We start from the raw sequence: 17810 nt of genomic DNA, 5'->3' as shown, positions 1-17810 counted from the left end.
GTCCCGCCTGCGGCCTACTCGCCGCCCTTTTGCACGTACGCGCGGACGAAGTCCTCGGCGTTCTCCTCCAGCACGTCGTCGATCTCGTCCAGGATCGCGTCGACGTCCTCACCGAGCTTCTCGCGGCGCTCCTGACCCGCGGCGGCCGCGCCGTCGCCGTTCTCGTCGCCGTCGCCGCCACCCTGCCGCTGGACCTGTTCCTGGGACATGTCGTTCCTCCCGCCATTTCGGCCCTGGGGGTTCAACATTACCCAGCGGGCCCGACGTTGTGCGCCGCCACTCGGGTCCGGTGATCAGCCCCTGGTGAGCGCCTCCACGAGCTGCTCGGCCGTCTCCGACGCCTCCAACAGGGCTCCGACGTGGGCTTTCGTCCCGCGCAGCGGCTCCAGGGTGGGGATGCGGACCAGCGATTCGCGCCCCAGGTCGAAGATCACGGAGTCCCACGACGCGGCGGCCACCGCGCTCGGGTACCGCTCCAGGCAGCGGCCGCGGAAGTAGGCACGGGTGTCCTCCGGCGGCGCGAGCACGGCCGCCCGCACCTCCTCCTCGCTGACCAGGCGCTTCATCGAGCCACGGGCCACCAGCCGGTTGTAGAGGCCCTTGTCCAGCCGCACGTCGGAGTACTGGAGGTCGACCAGCGACAGCCGCGGCGAGCCCCAGGCCAGGCCGTCGCGGGACCGGTAGCCCTCCAGCAGCCGCAGCTTGGCCACCCAGTCGAGGCGGTCGGCGCACTCCTGCGGGTCGCGGGCCAGCGCGTCGAGCACCTCGCCCCAGACCCGCAGCACGTCGCGGTCGCCGTAGCCCTCCTTCTCCACGAACTCCGAGGCGCGCTCGTAGTAGGCGAACTGGAGGTCCAACCCGGTGAACTTGCGCCCGCCGGACAGCTCGACGCGGGTCTTCAGCGTCGGGTCGTGGCTGATCTGGTGCACCGCCCGCACCGGGTCCTGGAGCCGCAGGTCGTCGAACCGGCGGCCGGCCTCGATCATGTCCAGCACCAGCGAGGTGGTGCCGACCTTGAGGTAGGTCGAGTGCTCGGCCAGGTTCGCGTCGCCGATGATGACGTGCAGCCTGCGGTACTTGTCCGCGTCGGCGTGCGGCTCGTCGCGGGTGTTGATGATGCCGCGCTTGAGCGTGGTCTCCAGGCCGACCTCGACCTCGATGTAGTCCGAGCGCTGGGACAGCTGGTAGCCGGCCTCCTCGCCCGCCGCGCCCAGGCCGACCCGGCCGGAGCCGACCACGACCTGGCGGGAGGCGAAGAACGGCGTCAGGCCCGCGATCACGGCCGTGAACGGCGTGCTGCGCCGCATCAGGTAGTTCTCGTGGGTGCCGTAGCTGGCGCCCTTGCCGTCGACGTTGTTCTTGTAGAGCTGGAGCCGCGGCTGGCCGGGCACGGTGGCCGCCTTCATCGCGGCCTCCTCCATCACCCGCTCGCCCGCCTTGTCCCAGATCACCGCGTCGCGCGCGTTGGTGACCTCGGGCGCGGAGTACTCCGGGTGCGCGTGGTCGACGTAGAGGCGCGCGCCGTTGGTGAGGATGACGTTGGCCGCGCCCAGGTCCTCCACGTCGCCGTCGCCGCCGGGGTGGCCGCCGGGCGCGCCGAGGTCGAAGCCGCGCGCGTCGCGCAGCGGCGACTCGACCTCGTAGTCCCAGCGCGCCCGGCGGGCCCGCGGCACGTCGGCGGCGGCCGCGTACGCCAGCACCACCTGTGTCGAGGTGAGCACCGGGTTGGCCGTCGCGTCGCCCGGCACCGCGATGCCGTACTCGACCTCGGTTCCCATGATCCGCCGCATACCCCGCAGCCTACGACCAACCACCGGCGCGGCGCTGCCGGCCGAGGTCACTTTTCAGCCGGCGGCGAGCCCCGCCGCGGGTCGGATGCGCGACGCGTTGCGGGCCGGGCCCAGGGCCGAGAGCACCGCCAGGGCCACCACGCCCGCGCCGCCGAGCACCAGGGGCGCCACGGCCGCGGTGGGCCACACGAACAGCCCCACGGCGGCCAGCGTCAGCTCGGCGTAGACCAGGCCGAACAGTCCGCCGCCGAGCACCCCCACCAGCGACAGCAGCACCGCTTCGGCCACCACGCCGCCCTGGATGCCGCCCCTGGTGACGCCCAGGGCGCGGCGCAGCGCCAGCTCCTTGCGGCGCTCCTGGACCGAGATGGTCAGCGCCGTCCCGATGCCGGTCACCGCGACCGCGACGGACAGGCCCAGCAGCACCATCAGCAGCACGATGCCCAGGTCGAGGTAGCGCTGGTCCTGCGCGCCCTGCGCGGCCCTCGTGGTCACCAGGACGGTGGGCGAGCCGGTCAGCGCGCCCTCGACGGCCGCCGCGTAGGCCTCCTGGTCCGCGCCCGGCGCGAACGCCACCAGCACCTCCGTCGCCGGTGCGAGGCCCGGGTCGGCCACCACCACGTCGAAGTCGTCCACCAGCCCGCCGTCGACGACGCCGGCGACCCGGCCCGTGCGCGCGCCACCCGGCAGCCCGTCGACGGTGAACGGCTCGCCGACCCGCACCCCGAACCGCTCGGCGTACCAGTCGGCGACCAGCAGCTCGCCCGCGCCGAGGTCCACCGGGGCCTCCCGCGCCGCCAGGTAGGCGCGCACCTGGCCGGGGTCCGCGCCCGCGACCCGCGTCGGCAGCCGGCGCCCCTCGGCGTCGTGCCGCTCGGCCGTGACGCCGTGCAGCACGACGCGGCCCGCCACCTCCGGCCGGTCCACCGCCGCGCCCACCGCGCCGTCGAGCGGGCGACCGCCCGCGTCGGACACCACGGCGTCCGGTCGCGGCCGGCCCTCCAGCTCCTGCTCCAGGCGCTGCGCCGACCCGACCGTGACGGCGAAGAACGTGACCATGGCGGCGGCCAGCAGCAGGGGCATCGCCACCGACGCCGACCGCTGCGGCACCCGCCGCACCTCGGCCGCGGCGAGCTTCCACTGCGCCCCGCCGAAGCGGCTCGCGACCGAGCCGAAGACCCGGCCCAGGCCGGGCACCACGACCGGGCCCAGCACGCCGAACAGGCCGAACACCGCGGTGATGCCGGAGAACAGGACCAGGAAGATCGCCGCCATCGAGCCCTGGGCCAGCACGCCGAGCCCGGCCATGCCCGCCGCGAGCGCCACCAGGACGAGGCCGAACACCCGGCGGCGGCGCACCACGGCCCGGTCGGGCGTCTGGCCCTCGGACGTGCGCAGCGCGGCCAGCGGCGGCACCAGGGAGGCGGTCAGCGAGGGCCGGACCGCGGCGAACCCGCTGAGCACGGCCGCGGTCCCCACGCCGACCAGCAGCTGGGGCCAGGTGGGCAGCGGCGCCGGGCTCAGCTCCACCGCGCCCAGCACCACCGACAGACCGGTGGCGTCGAACAGCCGGGCCAGCAGCCACGCCACCGCGCCGCCGAGGAGCGCGCCCACCGCGCCCGCGACCGCGCCCGTCATCAACGCCTCGATCAAGTTCGCCCGGACGAGTGACCCCCGGAAGGCGCCCAGGCAGCGCAGCAGCGCGGTGTGCCGCTGCCGCTGGAGGTAGACCGCGCGGTAGGTGGCGGAGGCGACGAACACGGAGGTGGCCAGCGCCAGGATGCTGAACGGCAGCAGGACGACGGCCAGGTCCTGGTTCGGGCGCTCGGCGGCGACCCGGGCGGCGGTGTCGACCCGGAACCCCTCGCCCGCGGCCGCGGCCACCGCGGCCCGGTCGCCGCCGGTGACGTGCAGCGACAGGACGGTCGACGTGCCCAGCCGGGCGGCCAGGCCCTCGCCGACGACGAGCAGGGGCTCCTCGGCGATCGCCCCGCGCCTGGTGACGCCCCGGACCACCACGTCGACCGGGTCGCCCGCCGCGTCGGCGAGCCTGGTGAGCGAGCCGGGCGCGAGCCCGTGCTGGTGCGCGGTGACGCGGTCGACCGCGATCTCGCCGTCCCGCCCGGGTGAGCGGCCCTCCAGCACCGGCACCCGCTCCGCGCCCGCGACCTCCACGTCCGCGGTGGCGCGGCGGTCGGACGCGCGGCCGTCCAGCAGCAGGTCGGCGCGCACCTGCCGGACCTGCCGCACCCCGGCCACCCCCGGCACCGCGGCCACCCGGTCGGCGGTCGCCTGGTCGAGGGCCACGTCCGAGTAGAGCTCCGCGCGGACGACCAGGTCGACGCCCGCGGGCACGGTCGGCGCGCCCTCGCCCACGGCGCGGACCATCGCGTCGCTCAGCATCAGGCCGGCCAGCAGGCAGGCGACACCGACGACCAAGGCGACGCCGGGCAGCACGGCGCGGCCGGGTCGGTCGCGGAACTCGGCGACCGCGAGCCGCAGGGATCTGGGCACAACTCCTCCTCGTGACGCGAACGGCACGACGGTAGGAACAGCGGTCGTCGGCGGGCGTCGGCCCGGGGTAGCACGCGCCGGTACGACCGCAGGAGGATCACCGGGTGACCGGGAACCACATCGACGGGTCGCGACGCGGTCGCGGCGGTCCGGCGCGGGAACAGGTCCTGATCGTCGACCCCGGGGGCAACCCCGTCGGCTCGGCGACGCGGGCCCGGATGCGCGCCGAGGGCCTGTGGCACGCGGGCGCGGCGATCGTGGTCCGCTCGCTCGACGGCGAACGGCTCTACGTGCACCGGCGCACCGCCACCAAGGACGTCTACCCCGACCTGTACGACCCCACGTGCGGGGGCGTGGTCGCGGCGGGCGAGACGCCGGACGGGTGCGCCGCGCGCGAGCCGGCCGAGGAGCTGGGCGTCACCGCCACGCCGGCGTTCCGGTTCCGCGCGCCGTTCGTCGAGGGAACCATCCGCTACTCCGCGCACGTTTACGAGGCGCGCACCGACGGCCCCTTCACCCACCAGCCGGAAGAGGTGGCGTGGGGCGGGTGGGTGGACGTGGCCGAGGTGCGCGCGCCGGCCGAGGACCCGGGCCGGCCGGTGGTCCCGGACGGCCGGGCCTTGATCAGGGAGTGGTTCCGTTGGGTTTAGCGTTCGCCCTGTCGATCCCCGGCCTGGCCGTGCTCTTGGTGGCCCTGGCCGCGGGCGAACGGCTGCTGGGGTGGGTCCGCCGCCGCGCGGGCCGGCACCCCGTGGTCAGCGCGACCGCGTTCGACGAGTTCACCGCCATCGTCCACGGGAGCAAGCGGGTCGAGCTGGACCAGCGGCAGACCGCGCTGGTGCTCGGCGAGGACGAGGAGTCGGGCGCGCCGCCGCGCGGGCCGGTCGACCTGGACTCCGGTTCGGTGCGGCTCAGTCCCAGGCCAGCGCGGCCCGAGTAGCCCAGTACCGCTCGGGCGGCTCGGCCAGGCCGGCCAGCTCGTCCGGGTCGAGGTCCACCTCGCGGGCGGCCAGGTTGGCGCGCAGCTGCCCGGCGCTCGCCGCGCCCGACAGCACCACGTCCGCCCACGGCTGGGCCAGCGCCGCGGCCAGCGCGACCGCGTCCGGGCCGACGCCGTGCCGCCCGGCCAGCTCGCGCACCCGCGCGGGCGGCTCCACGGCGAGCCGGCCGTTGGCCAGGCCCTCCTTGACGAACACCTCGACCCCGGCCTCACCCGCCCGCGCCAGCTCGGGCCCGACCGAGGTCTCCAGCACGTTCCAGGTGGACTGCACCGCGTCGAACAACCGGCGGCCCTCGACCTCCAGCTCCAGCGCCCGGCGCACGGTCCCGGCCTGCTCCGGGCCGGAGGTGGAGAAGCCCAGCCGCACGCCCGAGTCGCGCAGCTCCCCCAGCGCGAGCAGCAGGTCCAGGTCGCCGAACAGCGGGCTGTCCGCGGTCAGCGAGTGCACCAGGTACAGGCCGACGTGCGCCCCGAGCAGCTCCCGCGTCTCACCCCACTGCCGCGCGAACCGCTCCCGCGAGTGCTCCTTCACCTCGTGGGTCGTCGCGTCCAGGCGCCACCCGCCGACGTAGGCGTACCCCCACTTGCTCGACACGCGCACGTCGAGGTGCCCGCGCGAGTCCAGCCACCCGGCCAGGAACTCCTCCGCCCGACCGTACGAGCGGGCGGCGTCCACGCGGCGCACACCGGCCGCGTACGCGGCGTCCAGCACGGCGTGGCAGTGCCCGCGCATGGCCTCGACGTCCCGACCGCCGGGCAACGCGCCGTCACGGCCGAGGTTGATGTAGGCGGGACGGCCGAGGGCGGCGAGTCCGAGGGCGAAGTCGGGCACGCCGGACACGGTAACCGGCGGTTCCCGCGGCCGCCGATCACGTGGTGGCCGGGTCCGCGTCCAGCTCCAGGAGGGCGACCATCTGCCGCAGCCTCAGGCGACGTCGCGGGGCGGTGGCCGGGTCGTCGATCAAGGTCCTCATCCGCTCGGCGCCCCACTCCGCCACACCCGCGCACTGGAGGTCCGACACCAACCCGACCTCGTTCGAGAACGCGTGCTCCTGGACCGTCAACAGCCGGCCCCACGCCTCCATCGCGAGGTCCGTTTCCCCGCTCGCGGCCAGGGCTCTGACGAGAACGCGACGATCCACCGAGGACAACTCGGGCCTGAGCACCAGGTCGACGAGCGTGGTCGCGCAAGCGCTGTCGCCATGGGTGAGCCGGACCAGCAGCGCCTGCTTCAACTGCTCCCCGGTCACCCTCGGGTGGGCGGCCAGTGCGGTGGCGACGTCGACCGCCGCCGCCGGGCTGTCGGGATCGAGGGCGTCCAGCATCCCGGCCAGGGCGTCCACGTGCGGCGCGGGCTTCCCGGCGGCCAGCCCGGCCACCATGGCGACCGTTGCTTCAGGATTGATCTTCGACAGGATCTGCACCGCCATGCGACTCAAGTCACGCGTCAAGACCGCTGACGGGTGGAACACGCTTTCAGCCCATGCCCACGCCTCCTGCCCGCCTCCCGCGTCGTTCATGAACTCGGCGATGTAGATCCGGTCGTACCAGAACAACTTCCGGCCATCGCCGAACAGGTCCACCACCGTCTGCGGCGTCCCGTCCGGGGTGGCCAACCAGGCGCCCGCGAACTGATCCAATCCGAACGCGGTCGGACTGGCCTCGAACAGGCAGGTTCGAGCCAACTCGCTCAAAGCGACGTGCGGGTTCGTTTTGACGGCACTCCTCAACAACCACCCCGCTTCCCAGCAGGGGGACGGTTCCGAGGGCGCCAGCCATTCTTTCGCCTGGTCGACGATCGCTCTCACCCCCTCGTCACCACGCACCTTGAGCAGGAGGAGGAGCGCGTTGCGCGTGGCCGCCTGCGTCGCGTGCGGATCGTCCAGGGCCTCCTGCGCCAAAGCCGCGGCCGTGGTCGCGTCACCCCTGCGTTCCAGGAAGGTGGCGAGTTCGAGCCGACCATCGTGGTCATCCCGCGCACGGGCGTTCGCCTTGGCCGCGATGTCGGCGATCGCCCCGTCCCCCACCGCGTCGTACCACGCATTGGCCACTCGCTTCAGGAGTTCGGGAGTCGCCGACCTGTCCCCGAAGACCCGCTGGGCCATCGCCTTCATGTCCGGCACGAGGTCGAGATCGGCCAGGGCCTCGGTCGCGTCCACCGATCTTGAGACGGGGGCGCCCGGTTCGAGGACCATGTCCAGGATCCGCCGCCGGACCTGTTCGACGACGTCGGCTCCCAGCCGGAGGACCATGGGCGCCGCTCGACGCAGGACAGAGCCGTAGCAGGAGGGCAGGAGCGACGCCAACAGCGATCCGATCCGCGCGCCCCCCGTCAAGCGCTCCAGTGCGACCACGGCGGTCATCCGACGTCCTACCGCCAGGTGCGGGTGCGCTCCCATCGATTCGAGGTGCTTCGCGACCCACGGGTGGTCGAACAAGCCGCCGAGGACCTCGATCGCCTCGGCGGCGATGTCGAAGTCGTCGAGGTTGTGCGCCAGCGCCAGCAGTCGGCTGACGACTCGTTCCACGGTCTCGGTGGAGGTGGTGACGCCCTCCGCCACCAGGCGGCCGGCCAGGACGACCCGGCGGGGGTCGTAAGAGGTCAGGATGCGGTCCACGACGGTGGCGATGTCGTGATCCGGTTTCGCCGCCCACAGGGCGAAGGTGAACAGCGCGAACGTGCGCTCGGCGTCCTTGAGACCCCGGCGGATCCAGGTGTCCAGGTCCGCGAAGTCGTCGCCGATGGAGTCGGCGTGGGACTGGGCGGCCAGGAACTCGGCGAACGACTGGTGCAGGAAGCGGACCTCGCGTTCCGCGGCGACCAGGAGGCCGGTGCCGATGAGTTCCTCCCAGAGGTGCTCCTCCCAGCCCTCCACGAGCGCGTCGCCGGCCTGGTCGCGCACCCACTTCCGGGCGACCGGCCAGAGGGGGTCCTGGGTTTCCAGGCGTTCGCGGGCCAGGGCGGCCAGCAGCCGGAAGCGGTTGGCGTGCAGCCAGTTGACGCAGGCCAGGCGGTCGGAGTCGTCCTGGTGACGCCGCCGGAGGTGGTCCAGGACGTCGCGGCGGACGCCCTGGTCCCCGGCCAGGTAGCCGCAGAAGCGCTCGTAGAGGCTGATCCGGCTGGTGGGCAGGGGGCGTCCGGGGTCCCGGACCGCCGTCACGGCGGCGATGGTGGCCAGCAGGGGGTTGCGGACCAGCTCGCGGAGCCGGCCGTCCGAGGTCTCGCGCAGGAAGCGCTCCGCGTCCCGGGCGGCGGTGGCCGGGTTCTGGGCGGTGAACCAGCGGCGGGCGAACTGCTCCAGCTCGGGGCGGTCGAAGGGCTGGATGACGTAGTCGCCCACGTTGGCCGCGCGCAGCGGTGACAGCTCGGACTCGGGCAGGCCCCGCGTCGTGATGACGAAGCGGTAGTCGGAGCCGGGGCGGGCGTGCTGGGCCACCGCCCGGATCACCTCGCCGCGCACGCGCGGGTCGGGGACCTCGTCCAGGCCGTCGACCAGGACGAGCCAGCGCGCGCCCTGGACGCGGCCGGTGAACATGCCGGAGTCGGGGTCCTGGACGAGCGTCCGCCCGAGGGTGCGGCAGACGGCGGCGGCCAGGACGTTGCTCCAGGAGCCGGTGCTGTCGAGCGAGCGGGCGGACACGCGGACGGGCACCACCGGCTCGCTCAGCGGGGCCGTGGTGGCGCTGTCCTCGCGCAGCCAGACGCGGGACAGGACCCGGGCGAGGTGGTTGCTCAGGGTGGACTTCCCGGCGCCCGGCTCGCCGGTGACCAGGAGGTGGTCGTGGCGCTCCAGGGCCTCCGAGACGGGCACGGCCGACTGGGAGGCGGTGGTCGCGGGCCGCTGCTCCTCGACCACCTCGCGCTGCGCGCCGGGTTCTTCGCGCTCGGCGGACGTGCGGAGGCGGACCTGTTGGCGGACGTAGATCGTGGACAGAGGCGGTTCGTCCACGCCTAACAGGCGGTAAGGGAGGCGCTCGACCGCCGTGCTCTGGGGCTCCAGCAGGTTGCGCAGGGCCAACGTCGGGAGGGGGCACGCGGCCCAGGTCTCCAAGCGGGGTTGCTCGGCCCGCTGCTGTGCCAGGACGTCCCGGTCACGGGCCTCCTTGGCCCGTACCCAGACGTCCACGACCTGATTCGGGGCGCGCTTGAGCGCCACCGCCAGCGACTGGGTGGCCTCCAGGGTCAGGAGCCGGGTGGCGCCGAAGACGCCGTAGACGGCGTTCTTCTCGAACAGGCCCGTGGACAGGAACTCGTGGACGCTGCCGAAGCCCGCGTCGGTCAGTGCCCGGTGGAACCAGGCCGCGAGTTCCTCCAGTTCCTCGTACCGCTGCCGCTTGCCCTGCGATGGACGTCCGCCCGGCATGGCCCTCCCGCCGACGTGTCGGGTTTCCCACGAGTTTCCACACTGTAGAGGGAAATTCGCGGTCTGCCGCACTCTCGATCCCGTCATCGCACGAATGGACGGAGGAGTCGTGGACCAGTTGGTCGGGAACCCGGCGCTCTACCTGGTGTTGGCGCTGGTGGGCGGGTTGCTCAGGCAGTGGATCGCGCACCGGACCGCCGTGCGGCGGGAGGAGGAGGTGACACGGCGACTGGAAGTGGCGGTCCGGGACACGAAATCGGCGGAAAGGGCCGCAGTGGTGCGCGCGGCGCGGTAGAAGTCGTTCGCGGAAAGCCCGGAGACGTGTCCCGAATTGAATACCCGGTGGGAGCCGCGCGGACAACGGCGCGGCTCCCACCGACGCCTTTTCAGGCGTCCCGCCGGGTGAAGGCCACCGCGCCCGCGCCCAGCGCCACCACCGCGTAGGCGACCATCACCAGCCCCGCGCCCGTCGGCGACAGCGGCAGGCCCCCGTCGCCCACCAGCTCCCCCGGCAGCACCGGCAGCATCACCGAGTACAGCGGCTCCCCCCACGTCCGCGGCAGCATCATGGACACCACCGGCAGGACGAACAGCAGCCCGCACAGCGTCACCAGCGTGCCCGCCGTCGACCGGATCACGAAGCCGAGGCCCAGGCCCACCAGCGCGACCAGCACCAGCGACGCGGTGTTCGCCAGCAGGGTCGGCACGGCCTCGCCGAACGAGTCGTACGCCGAGATCGGCTTCGGCCGGTCGCCGGTGATCAGCTCGCCCGCCGCGTAGGCCAGCAGGTTCGTCGCGGCCCCGACGAGCAGCGACGCGGCGGCCACCACGACCGCCTTGGCGGCCAGCAGCTTCCCCCGCCGCGGCACGCCCACCAGCACCGGGCGGATCATGCCGCTGCCGTGCTCGCCCGTGATCGCCAGCGCGCCCAGCACGCCGAGGCAGAACTGCGCGAACGGCAGCAGGGGCACCGTCGGGTCCGCGCTGTCGAACTGCCGCTGCCGCTCGGGCGGCGCGACGTCCCAGTCGGCGGTCATCAGGTAGGAGACCAGGACGCCGACCGCGAGCATCACCGCGATCGCCAGCAGCAGGTACGCGGTGGAGCGCACCGAGCGGAGCTTGAGCAGCTCCGAGTTCAGCACGTCGGTCATCGGGCGGTCTCCTTCGCGCGGTACTCGACGCTGTCGTCGGTGAGCCGGAGGTAGGCGTCCTCCAGGGACGCGCTGCGGGGCGTCAACTCGTGCACGGGCAGCCGCCGGTTCGCGGCCAGGTCCGCGATGTCGGCCGCGCCGAGGCCGCGCACGAGCAGCGCGCCGTCCTCGGTGGCGACCGACGCGCCGGCCTCCTCCAGCACCCGGCCCAGCTCGCCCCGCTCGGGCGAGCGCACCAGCACGTCCTCCTGGAACCGCGCCCGCAGCTCCTTCACGGACGCCTCCAGCACCAGCCGGCCCCGGCCGATCACGATCACCCGGTCGGCGGTCAGCGCCATCTCGCTCATCAGGTGGCTGGAGACCAGGACCGTGCGGCCCTCCGCGGCCAGGTCGCGCATGAAGTGGCGGATCCAGCGGATGCCCTCGGGGTCCAGGCCGTTGACCGGCTCGTCGAACAGCAGCACGCCGGGGTCGCCCAGCAGCGCCGCCGCGACGCCCAGCCGCTGCCTCATGCCCAGCGACAGCGCCCCGACGCGCCGGTTCGCCGCACCCGCCAGGCCGACCAGCTCCAGCACCTCCGCGACGCGCCGGTCGCCGATGCCGTTGGCGCGGGCCAGCACCCGCAGGTGGTTGCGCGCGGTGCGGCCGCCGTGCGCGGCGCCCGCGTCCAGCAGCGCGCCCACCTCGTGGGCCGGCCTGCTCAGGTCGGCGTAGCGGCGGCCGTTGACCAGGGCCTCGCCGTCGGTCGGCCGGTCCAGGCCGAGGACCATGCGCATGGTGGTCGACTTGCCCGCGCCGTTCGGGCCGAGGAAGCCCGTGACGTGGCCGGGTTCGACCTTCGTGGTGAGGCCGTCCACCGCCCGGGTGTCGCCGTAGCGCTTGGTCAGCCGTCTCGTCTCGATCACGGCGCCGAGCGTGCCCGCCCGGCGAGCCCGGCGGATCGGACCGGGGTCCGGACCGCGGGGTCGGACCGTGGTCCGATGCACCGGCGCGCGTCGGCCGGATACCGTGCCGGCCGTGACCTCCCGCGTGCTGCGCCTGCTGCCGACGGCCTACCTCTACGCGCTGGACGCCGTCGCGGCCGTGGCGGTCTTCACGACCTACCTGGGCTTCGCCGAGATGAGCACCGCGCCGCGGTGGCTCTCCTGCGCCCTGGCCGTGCTGATCGGCGCGCCGCTGGCGGTGCGGCGCCGGTGGCCCCTGCCGGTGCTGGCGGTCGTGGTGGCGGCCCAGGGCGCGGCCACGCTCGCGCACATCACCCTGGAGCCTTACGCGCCCACGGCGTTCGCCATGTACTCGGTGGCCGCGCTGTGCTCGTCCCGGGTCGCCGGCGGTGCGCTGGCGGTGTCGCTGGCGTCGGCGACCGCGGTGGTGGTCGCCACCGAGCCGTGGCCCGAGGACGTGGGGCTGGTGGCGTTCGTGTCGGTGCTGGTGTGCGCGGCCTGGGCGCTGGGCCGCACCACGCGGGTCCGGCGCTCCTACGAGACCCGCCGGGCCGCCGAGCTGGCGGAGCGGGCCGTCACCGAGGAGCGGATGCGCATCGCCCGCGAGCTGCACGACGTGGTGGCGCACAGCCTGAGCCTGATCGCGGTCAAGGCGGGCATCGCGGCCCACGTCGGCCCGGCGCGGCCCGAGGAGGCGCAGGAGGCGCTGCGGGTGATCGAGACGGCGTCCCGGGACACGCTGGTGGAGATGCGGCGGCTGCTGGGCGTGCTGCGGTCCGAGGACGCGGCGGTCGAGCTGGCGCCCATGCCCGGCCTGGCCGACCTGCCGGAGCTGGTGACGCGGGCGTCCCTGGCCGGTGTCGAGGTGGACCTGTCGGTCGGCGGCCCGGTGCCCGACGCGCTCGGGCTGACCGTGTACCGGATCGTGCAGGAGTCGGTGACCAACGTGGTCAAGCACGCGGCGCCCGCGTCCTGCGCGGTGTCGGTGGAGGTGTCGGGGGGTGAGGTGGCGATCTCGGTGGTGGACGACGGGCCCGGCGAGCGGGTGCTCGCCGGCGGTGGCGGCGGGCACGGGCTCATCGGGATGAGGGAGCGGGTCGCGGTGTACGGGGGGACGTTCTCGGCGGGGCCGCTGGCCGGGCGCGGGTTCGCGGTGCGGGCGCGGGTGCCGCTGTCGTGATCGACGTGGTGGTCGTGGACGACCAGGCCCTGCTGCGGGGCAGCTTCCGGGTGCTGGTGGACTCCGCGCCGGACCTGAGGGTGGTCGGCGAGGCGGGCGACGGGGCCGAGGCGGTGGAGCGGGTGCGCGCGACGTCGCCGGACGTGGTGCTGATGGACGTGCGGATGCCCGGCGTGGACGGCATCTCCGCCACCCGCGAGATCAGCGCCTCCACCGCGGCCCGCGTGCTGATCCTGACCACGTTCGACCTGGACGAGTACGTCTACTCGGCGCTGCGGGCCGGTGCGAGCGGGTTCCTGCTCAAGGACACGCCGCCGGCCGAGCTGCTGGCCGCGATCCGGGTCGTGGCGGCGGGCGACGCCCTGCTGGCGCCCTCGGTGACGCGCCGCCTGGTGGCCGAGTTCGCCCGCGCGCCGAGGCCGCGCGCGCCGAGGCTGGACGGGGTCACCGAACGCGAGCGGGAGGTGCTGACCCTGATCGCGCGCGGCCTGTCCAACGCCGAGGTCATGCGCGAGCTGCACCTGTCGGCGGGCACGGTCAAGACCCACGTCGGCAGGCTGCTGCACAAGCTCCAGGCCCGCGACCGGGCCCAGCTGGTCATCGCCGCCTACGAGTCGGGCCTGGTCACCGCGCGCACCTGAGCGGACCTTGCCGGGGCGTGCCCGCTCTGCCAGGTTGGGCCGGGGGTCGATGACAGTGGACGGGGTGTTCGTCAGCTACCGCACGGGCGACGGCGACTGGGCCGCCACGCTGGTCGCGCGCGAGCTGGAGTCGCGGTTCGGCGCGGACCGCGTGTTCCTGGCCAGCCGGACCATCCGGCCGGGCGACGACTTCACCGAGCAGATCGACCGGTGGCTGGACCGCAGCGACGTGGTGCTCGTCGTGATCGGCCCCCGGTGGCTGACCGCGTCCAACGGGCGCGGTCGCCGGCTCGACGAGCCCGGCGACTGGGTGCGGTACGAGGTCGCCACCGCGCTCGCCTCGGGCGTGCGGGTCATCCCGGTGCTGCTGGACGGCGCGGAGCCGCCCGCCGAGGCCGACCTGCCGCCGGGCACCGAGGCGCTGGCGCGCAGCCACGTGCTGCGCCTGCGGCACGGCAACGACGACCGCGACATCGCCCGGCTGGTCGACGAGCTGGCCGCGCTCGCCCCGGAGGTCCGTCCCGCCCGGCGACCGCCGGGGTTCCGCCCCTACCGCGGGCTGGAGACGTTCCGGGAGGAGGACGCGGCCCTGTTCCACGGGCGGGACCGCGAGGCCGCCCGGCTCCGGGAGCTGGTCGCGGCGCACCCCGTGGTCGTGGTGGCGGGCGCGTCCGGCAGCGGCAAGTCCTCGCTGGTGCGCGCCGCGCTCGTGCCCCGGCTGCGGGCGGAGGGCGCGGAGGTCGGCGTGTTCCGGCCGGTGGTCGACACGCGGCCGGTGGCGGCCCTGCTCGGCGCGGTGCGCGCGGCGGTCGGCGCGGACCTCGCCGACCGCCTCGACCCCGACGACGTGCGCCTGTGGGCCGACCCGCTCGCGGCCGGGGTGGGCCGGCTGGTGCTGGTGGTCGACCAGTTCGAGGAGCTGGTGGCCGCCGCCCCGGACCAGGCCGCCGAGCTGTTCGACCTCGCGGTCGCGCTGACCCGGGCGGCGCCGGCGCGACCGGGTGGGCCGCCCGCCCTGGGCGTGGTGTGCACCGTGCGCGGCACGGACGTCGACGCGCTGCCCGCCGGCGAGCTGGCGCGGGCGCTGGAGACGTCGGGCGTGTTCGTGCCCCGGATGGGCCCGGCCGAGCTGCGCGCCGCCGTCGAGGCCCCGGTCGCCGGCGCGGCGGCGTTCGAGGCCGGGCTGGTCGAGCGCATCGTGCGGGACGCCGGCGACGCGCCCGGGCAGCTGGCGCTGGTGCAGTTCGCGCTGACCAGGCTCTGGGAGACCGCCGGCGGCGGCGTGCTGGCGCACGAGGCGTACGACCGGGTCGGCGGCGCGGCGGGCGCGCTGGCCGGCTACGCCGACGAGCTGCTGGCCCGACCGCCCTGGCCGGACGACCTGCCGCTGGTGGAACGGCTCCTGGTCCAGCTGGCGCGGCCGGTGGACAGCGGCGGTTTCGCCGCCTCGCCCGCCCGCCTGGACCGGTTCGAGCCGGAGCTGCGCGCGGTCGCGGCGCGGCTGAGCGCGAACCGGCTGGTGGTGATACGGCAGGACCCCGGCCAGCCCGAGGTGGTCGCCCTGGCGCACGAGGCGCTGCTGCACGCGTGGCCGCCGCTGCGCTCGTGGCTGGTCGCGGCCCGCGACTTCCGGGCCTGGCAGGAGCGGCTGCGGGGAGCCGTCGACCAGTGGCTCGACGCCGAACGCGACCCCGCCGCCCTGCCCGGGGGCGTGCCGCTGGCCCGCGCCGAGGAGTGGCTGGCCACGCACGGCGACCGGATGGCGGAGGTGGAGCGCGAGTACGTGGCGGCGGGCCGCGAGCGCCGCGAGGCGGTGCGGCGGGCGTCGGCGACCCGGGTCAGGTGGCAGCGGCGGCTGCTCGTGGTGCTGGCCGTGCTGACGATCGTCGCCAGTGCGTCCGCGACGTTCGCCGTGCGGGCGAACCGGCAGCTCGACGCCCAGCTGCGGACCCAGGACGCGCGGGTGATGGGCCAGGAGGCCCAGCGCCGGGCGGGCGGCGACCCGGCGGTCGCCCTCCGGCTGGCGCTGACCTCCTGGCACACCGACCGGGACGTCCCAGAGGCGTACGCGGCCCTGCTCCAGCAGCGGCTGCGGCTCGGCCAGGCCGTGCGGCTCCACCCCGACCAGTGGGACGGCGCGCCCACCGACTGGCTGTCCAGCGCCGACGGCGCGGTCACGGCGGCCCTGGCGACCACCACCGGCGGCGAGCCCGGGTTGAGGGTCTGGCCGGGCGCGCTCGACGGCGCACCGGGGTCGTGGCAGGTCGACGACGTGCCCGGGGTGACCGCCGCCGCGCTCGACTCCGACGGCGGCCGGCTGGCCGCGGTCGGCGACGACCGGCGGATCCGGCTGTGGGACGTCGCCTCCCGCACCCGGCAGGCGGTCCTGGACCCCGGCGACGGCCCGCCCGCGAGCGACAGCCGGGACGTGCTGCGCTTCTCCCCCGACGGCAGCCGCCTGCTGCACGTGCACGAGACCGGCTCGGACGGCGGGGGCCGCCGGGTCGCGATCCGGGTCTGGGACGTCGAGCGGGGCGAGCCGGTTCCCGCCCGGGCCACCGGCCTGCCCCCGCGCTGGTCCGACTTCTGGTTGGGCGCGGACGGCCGGTCGCTCGTGGTGGCGCAGCCCTTCGGCACGGGCGAGGTGATCGTCTTCGACCTGGAGACCGGCCGGGAGCGGCGCCGCTTCGAGGACGCCGCGGTCGTCGGGCGCGGCGCGTCGGTGCTCACCTGCGCCGGGGACGCGCTCCGGGTGGTCGACGCGGCGACCGGCACGACGCTGCGGGACATCGACCGGCGCCACTGCCACCTGCCGGGACTGGCCGTCGACACCACCGGCCGGTACGCGGTCGAGAGCCACAGGGCCGGCGACCCCAACGGCTACGACGTCCTCGTCCTGCTCGACCTCGCGACCGGCGGGCGGTACTCGGTCACCGCGCCCGGCCGGGACGCCGAGGACGCCGGGAGGCTGACCACCGTGCCCAGGTCGGATGGTTCCGCCCTGGTGGCGATGCCCGTCGGGACGGCGGTGGTCGCGCTCCGGGCCACCACCGCCGAGCCCCGCGCCGGCCTCACGTTCGCCGCAGGCACCCCGGTCGGCGACGGCGTGCACGAGGTGCGGGTGACCGGCGACGAGGTCGTCCTGCTCGACGCGGGCGGGAGGGAGGTCGCCCGCCAGGTCGCGCCGCACCTCCTCGACCCGGCGCTGGTCAACGGCTCGTCGGTCCCGGCGCCCACCGCGGACGGGAGCCGGCTGGTCTTCACCGCCTCGGGCCACGTCGCGGTCTACTCGGTGCCCGACCTGGCCGTGGTGCGGACCTTCCGCGTCCCGTCGCCGGCCGACCCGGACCGCCCCTGCGACCAGGCGCGGTGGGGGGCCGACGTCTTCTCCACCGCCGCCCGGGAGGTCACCGTGGTGTGCGAGGGCGTGCTCACCCGGTGGCGCACCGACTCGGGCGGACCGCTGGAGGAGCCGCTGGACCTGGGCGAACGGGCCCGCGGCGAACGGGACAACACCGTCCGGGTGCGCCCCCGGCCGGGGCGCCCCGACGAGGTCCTGGCCCTCCCCGACCGCCGGCGCCTGGAGGTGTGGGACACCCGGACCAGGACGCGAGCGGCGTCGGTGGACCTCGGCCTGCCGGTCAGCGGCACCGGCACGACCTCCCTGGTCCCCGACGCCGGGGGCGGGCGCGTCGCGGTGCACCACGAGGGCGGGACGATCACCCTGCGCGACCTCGACGCGGGCGGGGCCACTGTCCTGGGCTTCCCGCCCCGGGCCCCCGTCCGGGGCGTCCTGGGTTTCGGCCCGGACGACACCCTCCTCGTCCTGCTCGACCTGCCCGACGCGAACGCGATCCAGGTCCGGGACGTCTCCCCCGGCGCCGAGGACAGCGTGCTGGCCGTGGTGCACCCGCCGGGGGCCTCCACCTGGCGCCTGGACGGCGACCGGCTGGCCACCGAGTGGGCCGACTCGCTGCTCACCCTCGACCCGGCGGGCTGGTACCGCGACCTGTGCGCCCTGCCCGGCCGCGAGCCGGTCGCCGACGCGCCCACCAACGGCCGCGAGGGAGGCCTCTGCTCCTGACCGCGCGCCTCCACCCCGACATCGCGTGTCCTCCGGTCGGACACCGCGAGTTGGCCGGTCGGGCACCCGGCCGGGGCAGGGTTGGCTCGGCGGGGTGGGCCCGGACGTGGGGAAGCCCGCCCGGCGAAGTGCCGGACGGGCT

At 75.3% G+C, this 17810-nt stretch carries 13 protein-coding genes; 6 read left to right on the top strand and 7 right to left on the bottom strand.

Features of this window, described 5'->3' with window-relative positions; genetic code table 11:
* Positions 1–14: 14 nt before the first annotated feature.
* The 3 genes from ABD223_RS21170 to ABD223_RS21160 all read right to left on the bottom strand — a co-directional run bounded on the left by ABD223_RS21170 (position 15) and on the right by ABD223_RS21160 (position 4304).
* On the bottom strand, positions 15–209 hold the full coding sequence (locus ABD223_RS21170) for a ubiquitin-like protein Pup (RefSeq protein WP_344038073.1): 195 nt from the start codon (positions 207–209) through the stop codon (positions 15–17).
* 84 nt (positions 210–293) lie between these two features.
* Entirely contained in the window at positions 294–1790 is a 1497-nt protein-coding gene (gene dop / locus ABD223_RS21165; protein WP_344038072.1) for a depupylase/deamidase Dop, read from the bottom strand.
* A 54-nt stretch (positions 1791–1844) separates the two neighbouring features.
* Positions 1845–4304 (bottom strand): FtsX-like permease family protein, encoded by a 2460-nt coding sequence (locus ABD223_RS21160; RefSeq protein ID WP_344038071.1) that lies wholly within the window; start codon positions 4302–4304, stop codon positions 1845–1847.
* Positions 4305–4408: 104 nt separating this feature from the next.
* On the opposite strand from ABD223_RS21160, the gene ABD223_RS21155 reads away from it, so the two are divergent.
* Entirely contained in the window at positions 4409–4954 is a 546-nt protein-coding gene (locus ABD223_RS21155) for an NUDIX domain-containing protein (RefSeq protein WP_344038070.1), read from the top strand.
* Complete coding sequence (locus ABD223_RS21150; RefSeq protein ID WP_344038067.1) at positions 4945–5244, top strand: DUF6191 domain-containing protein; 300 nt, start codon at positions 4945–4947, stop codon at positions 5242–5244. Before ABD223_RS21155 ends, ABD223_RS21150 begins: the two co-directional genes overlap by 10 nt.
* Here ABD223_RS21150 and ABD223_RS21145 read toward each other — a convergent pair.
* Together ABD223_RS21145 and ABD223_RS21140 are read right to left on the bottom strand one after the other, a co-directional pair.
* Positions 5216–6136 (bottom strand): aldo/keto reductase, encoded by a 921-nt coding sequence (locus tag ABD223_RS21145; protein WP_344038066.1) that lies wholly within the window; start codon positions 6134–6136, stop codon positions 5216–5218. The two genes, ABD223_RS21150 and ABD223_RS21145, sit on opposite strands and share 29 nt — an antisense overlap.
* Before the next feature lie 37 nt (positions 6137–6173).
* Positions 6174–9668: an NACHT domain-containing protein gene (locus ABD223_RS21140; protein WP_344038065.1), complete on the bottom strand. Its 3495-nt coding sequence runs from the start codon at positions 9666–9668 to the stop codon at positions 6174–6176.
* A gap of 109 nt (positions 9669–9777) precedes the next feature.
* Here ABD223_RS21140 and ABD223_RS21135 point away from each other — a divergent pair, with 109 nt between their 5' ends.
* Entirely contained in the window at positions 9778–9963 is a 186-nt protein-coding gene (locus ABD223_RS21135) for a hypothetical protein (protein ID WP_344038064.1), read from the top strand.
* Positions 9964–10054: 91 nt separating this feature from the next.
* Here the strand turns inward: ABD223_RS21135 and ABD223_RS21130 are convergent, their stop codons facing one another.
* Together ABD223_RS21130 and ABD223_RS21125 are read right to left on the bottom strand one after the other, a co-directional pair.
* Positions 10055–10819: an ABC transporter permease gene (locus ABD223_RS21130; RefSeq protein WP_344038063.1), complete on the bottom strand. Its 765-nt coding sequence runs from the start codon at positions 10817–10819 to the stop codon at positions 10055–10057.
* Positions 10816–11724: an ABC transporter ATP-binding protein gene (locus tag ABD223_RS21125; protein ID WP_344038062.1), complete on the bottom strand. Its 909-nt coding sequence runs from the start codon at positions 11722–11724 to the stop codon at positions 10816–10818. Before ABD223_RS21125 ends, ABD223_RS21130 begins: the two co-directional genes overlap by 4 nt.
* Positions 11725–11836: 112 nt before the next feature.
* Between ABD223_RS21125 and ABD223_RS21120 the strand changes: the two genes are divergently transcribed.
* From ABD223_RS21120 to ABD223_RS21110, 3 genes are read left to right on the top strand one after another with little or no spacing between them, the layout of a single operon-like run.
* Complete coding sequence (locus ABD223_RS21120; RefSeq protein WP_344038061.1) at positions 11837–12943, top strand: sensor histidine kinase; 1107 nt, start codon at positions 11837–11839, stop codon at positions 12941–12943.
* A complete protein-coding gene (locus ABD223_RS21115) occupies positions 12940–13584 on the top strand; it encodes a response regulator (RefSeq protein ID WP_344038060.1) in 645 nt (214 codons plus the stop codon). The genes ABD223_RS21120 and ABD223_RS21115 overlap by 4 nt, the downstream gene beginning before the upstream one ends.
* A 49-nt stretch (positions 13585–13633) precedes the next feature.
* Positions 13634–17668, top strand: coding sequence for an nSTAND1 domain-containing NTPase (locus ABD223_RS21110; protein WP_344038059.1), 4035 nt, complete (start codon positions 13634–13636; stop codon positions 17666–17668).
* The last annotated feature ends 142 nt before the right edge of the window (positions 17669–17810 follow it).

Origin of the sequence: Saccharothrix xinjiangensis, from assembly GCF_039527585.1 — a bacterium.
Lineage (GTDB): Bacteria > Actinomycetota > Actinomycetes > Mycobacteriales > Pseudonocardiaceae > Actinosynnema > Actinosynnema xinjiangensis.
Note: the sequence above shows the minus strand (reverse complement) of the source record. Positions and strands in the feature narration are given on the sequence as shown.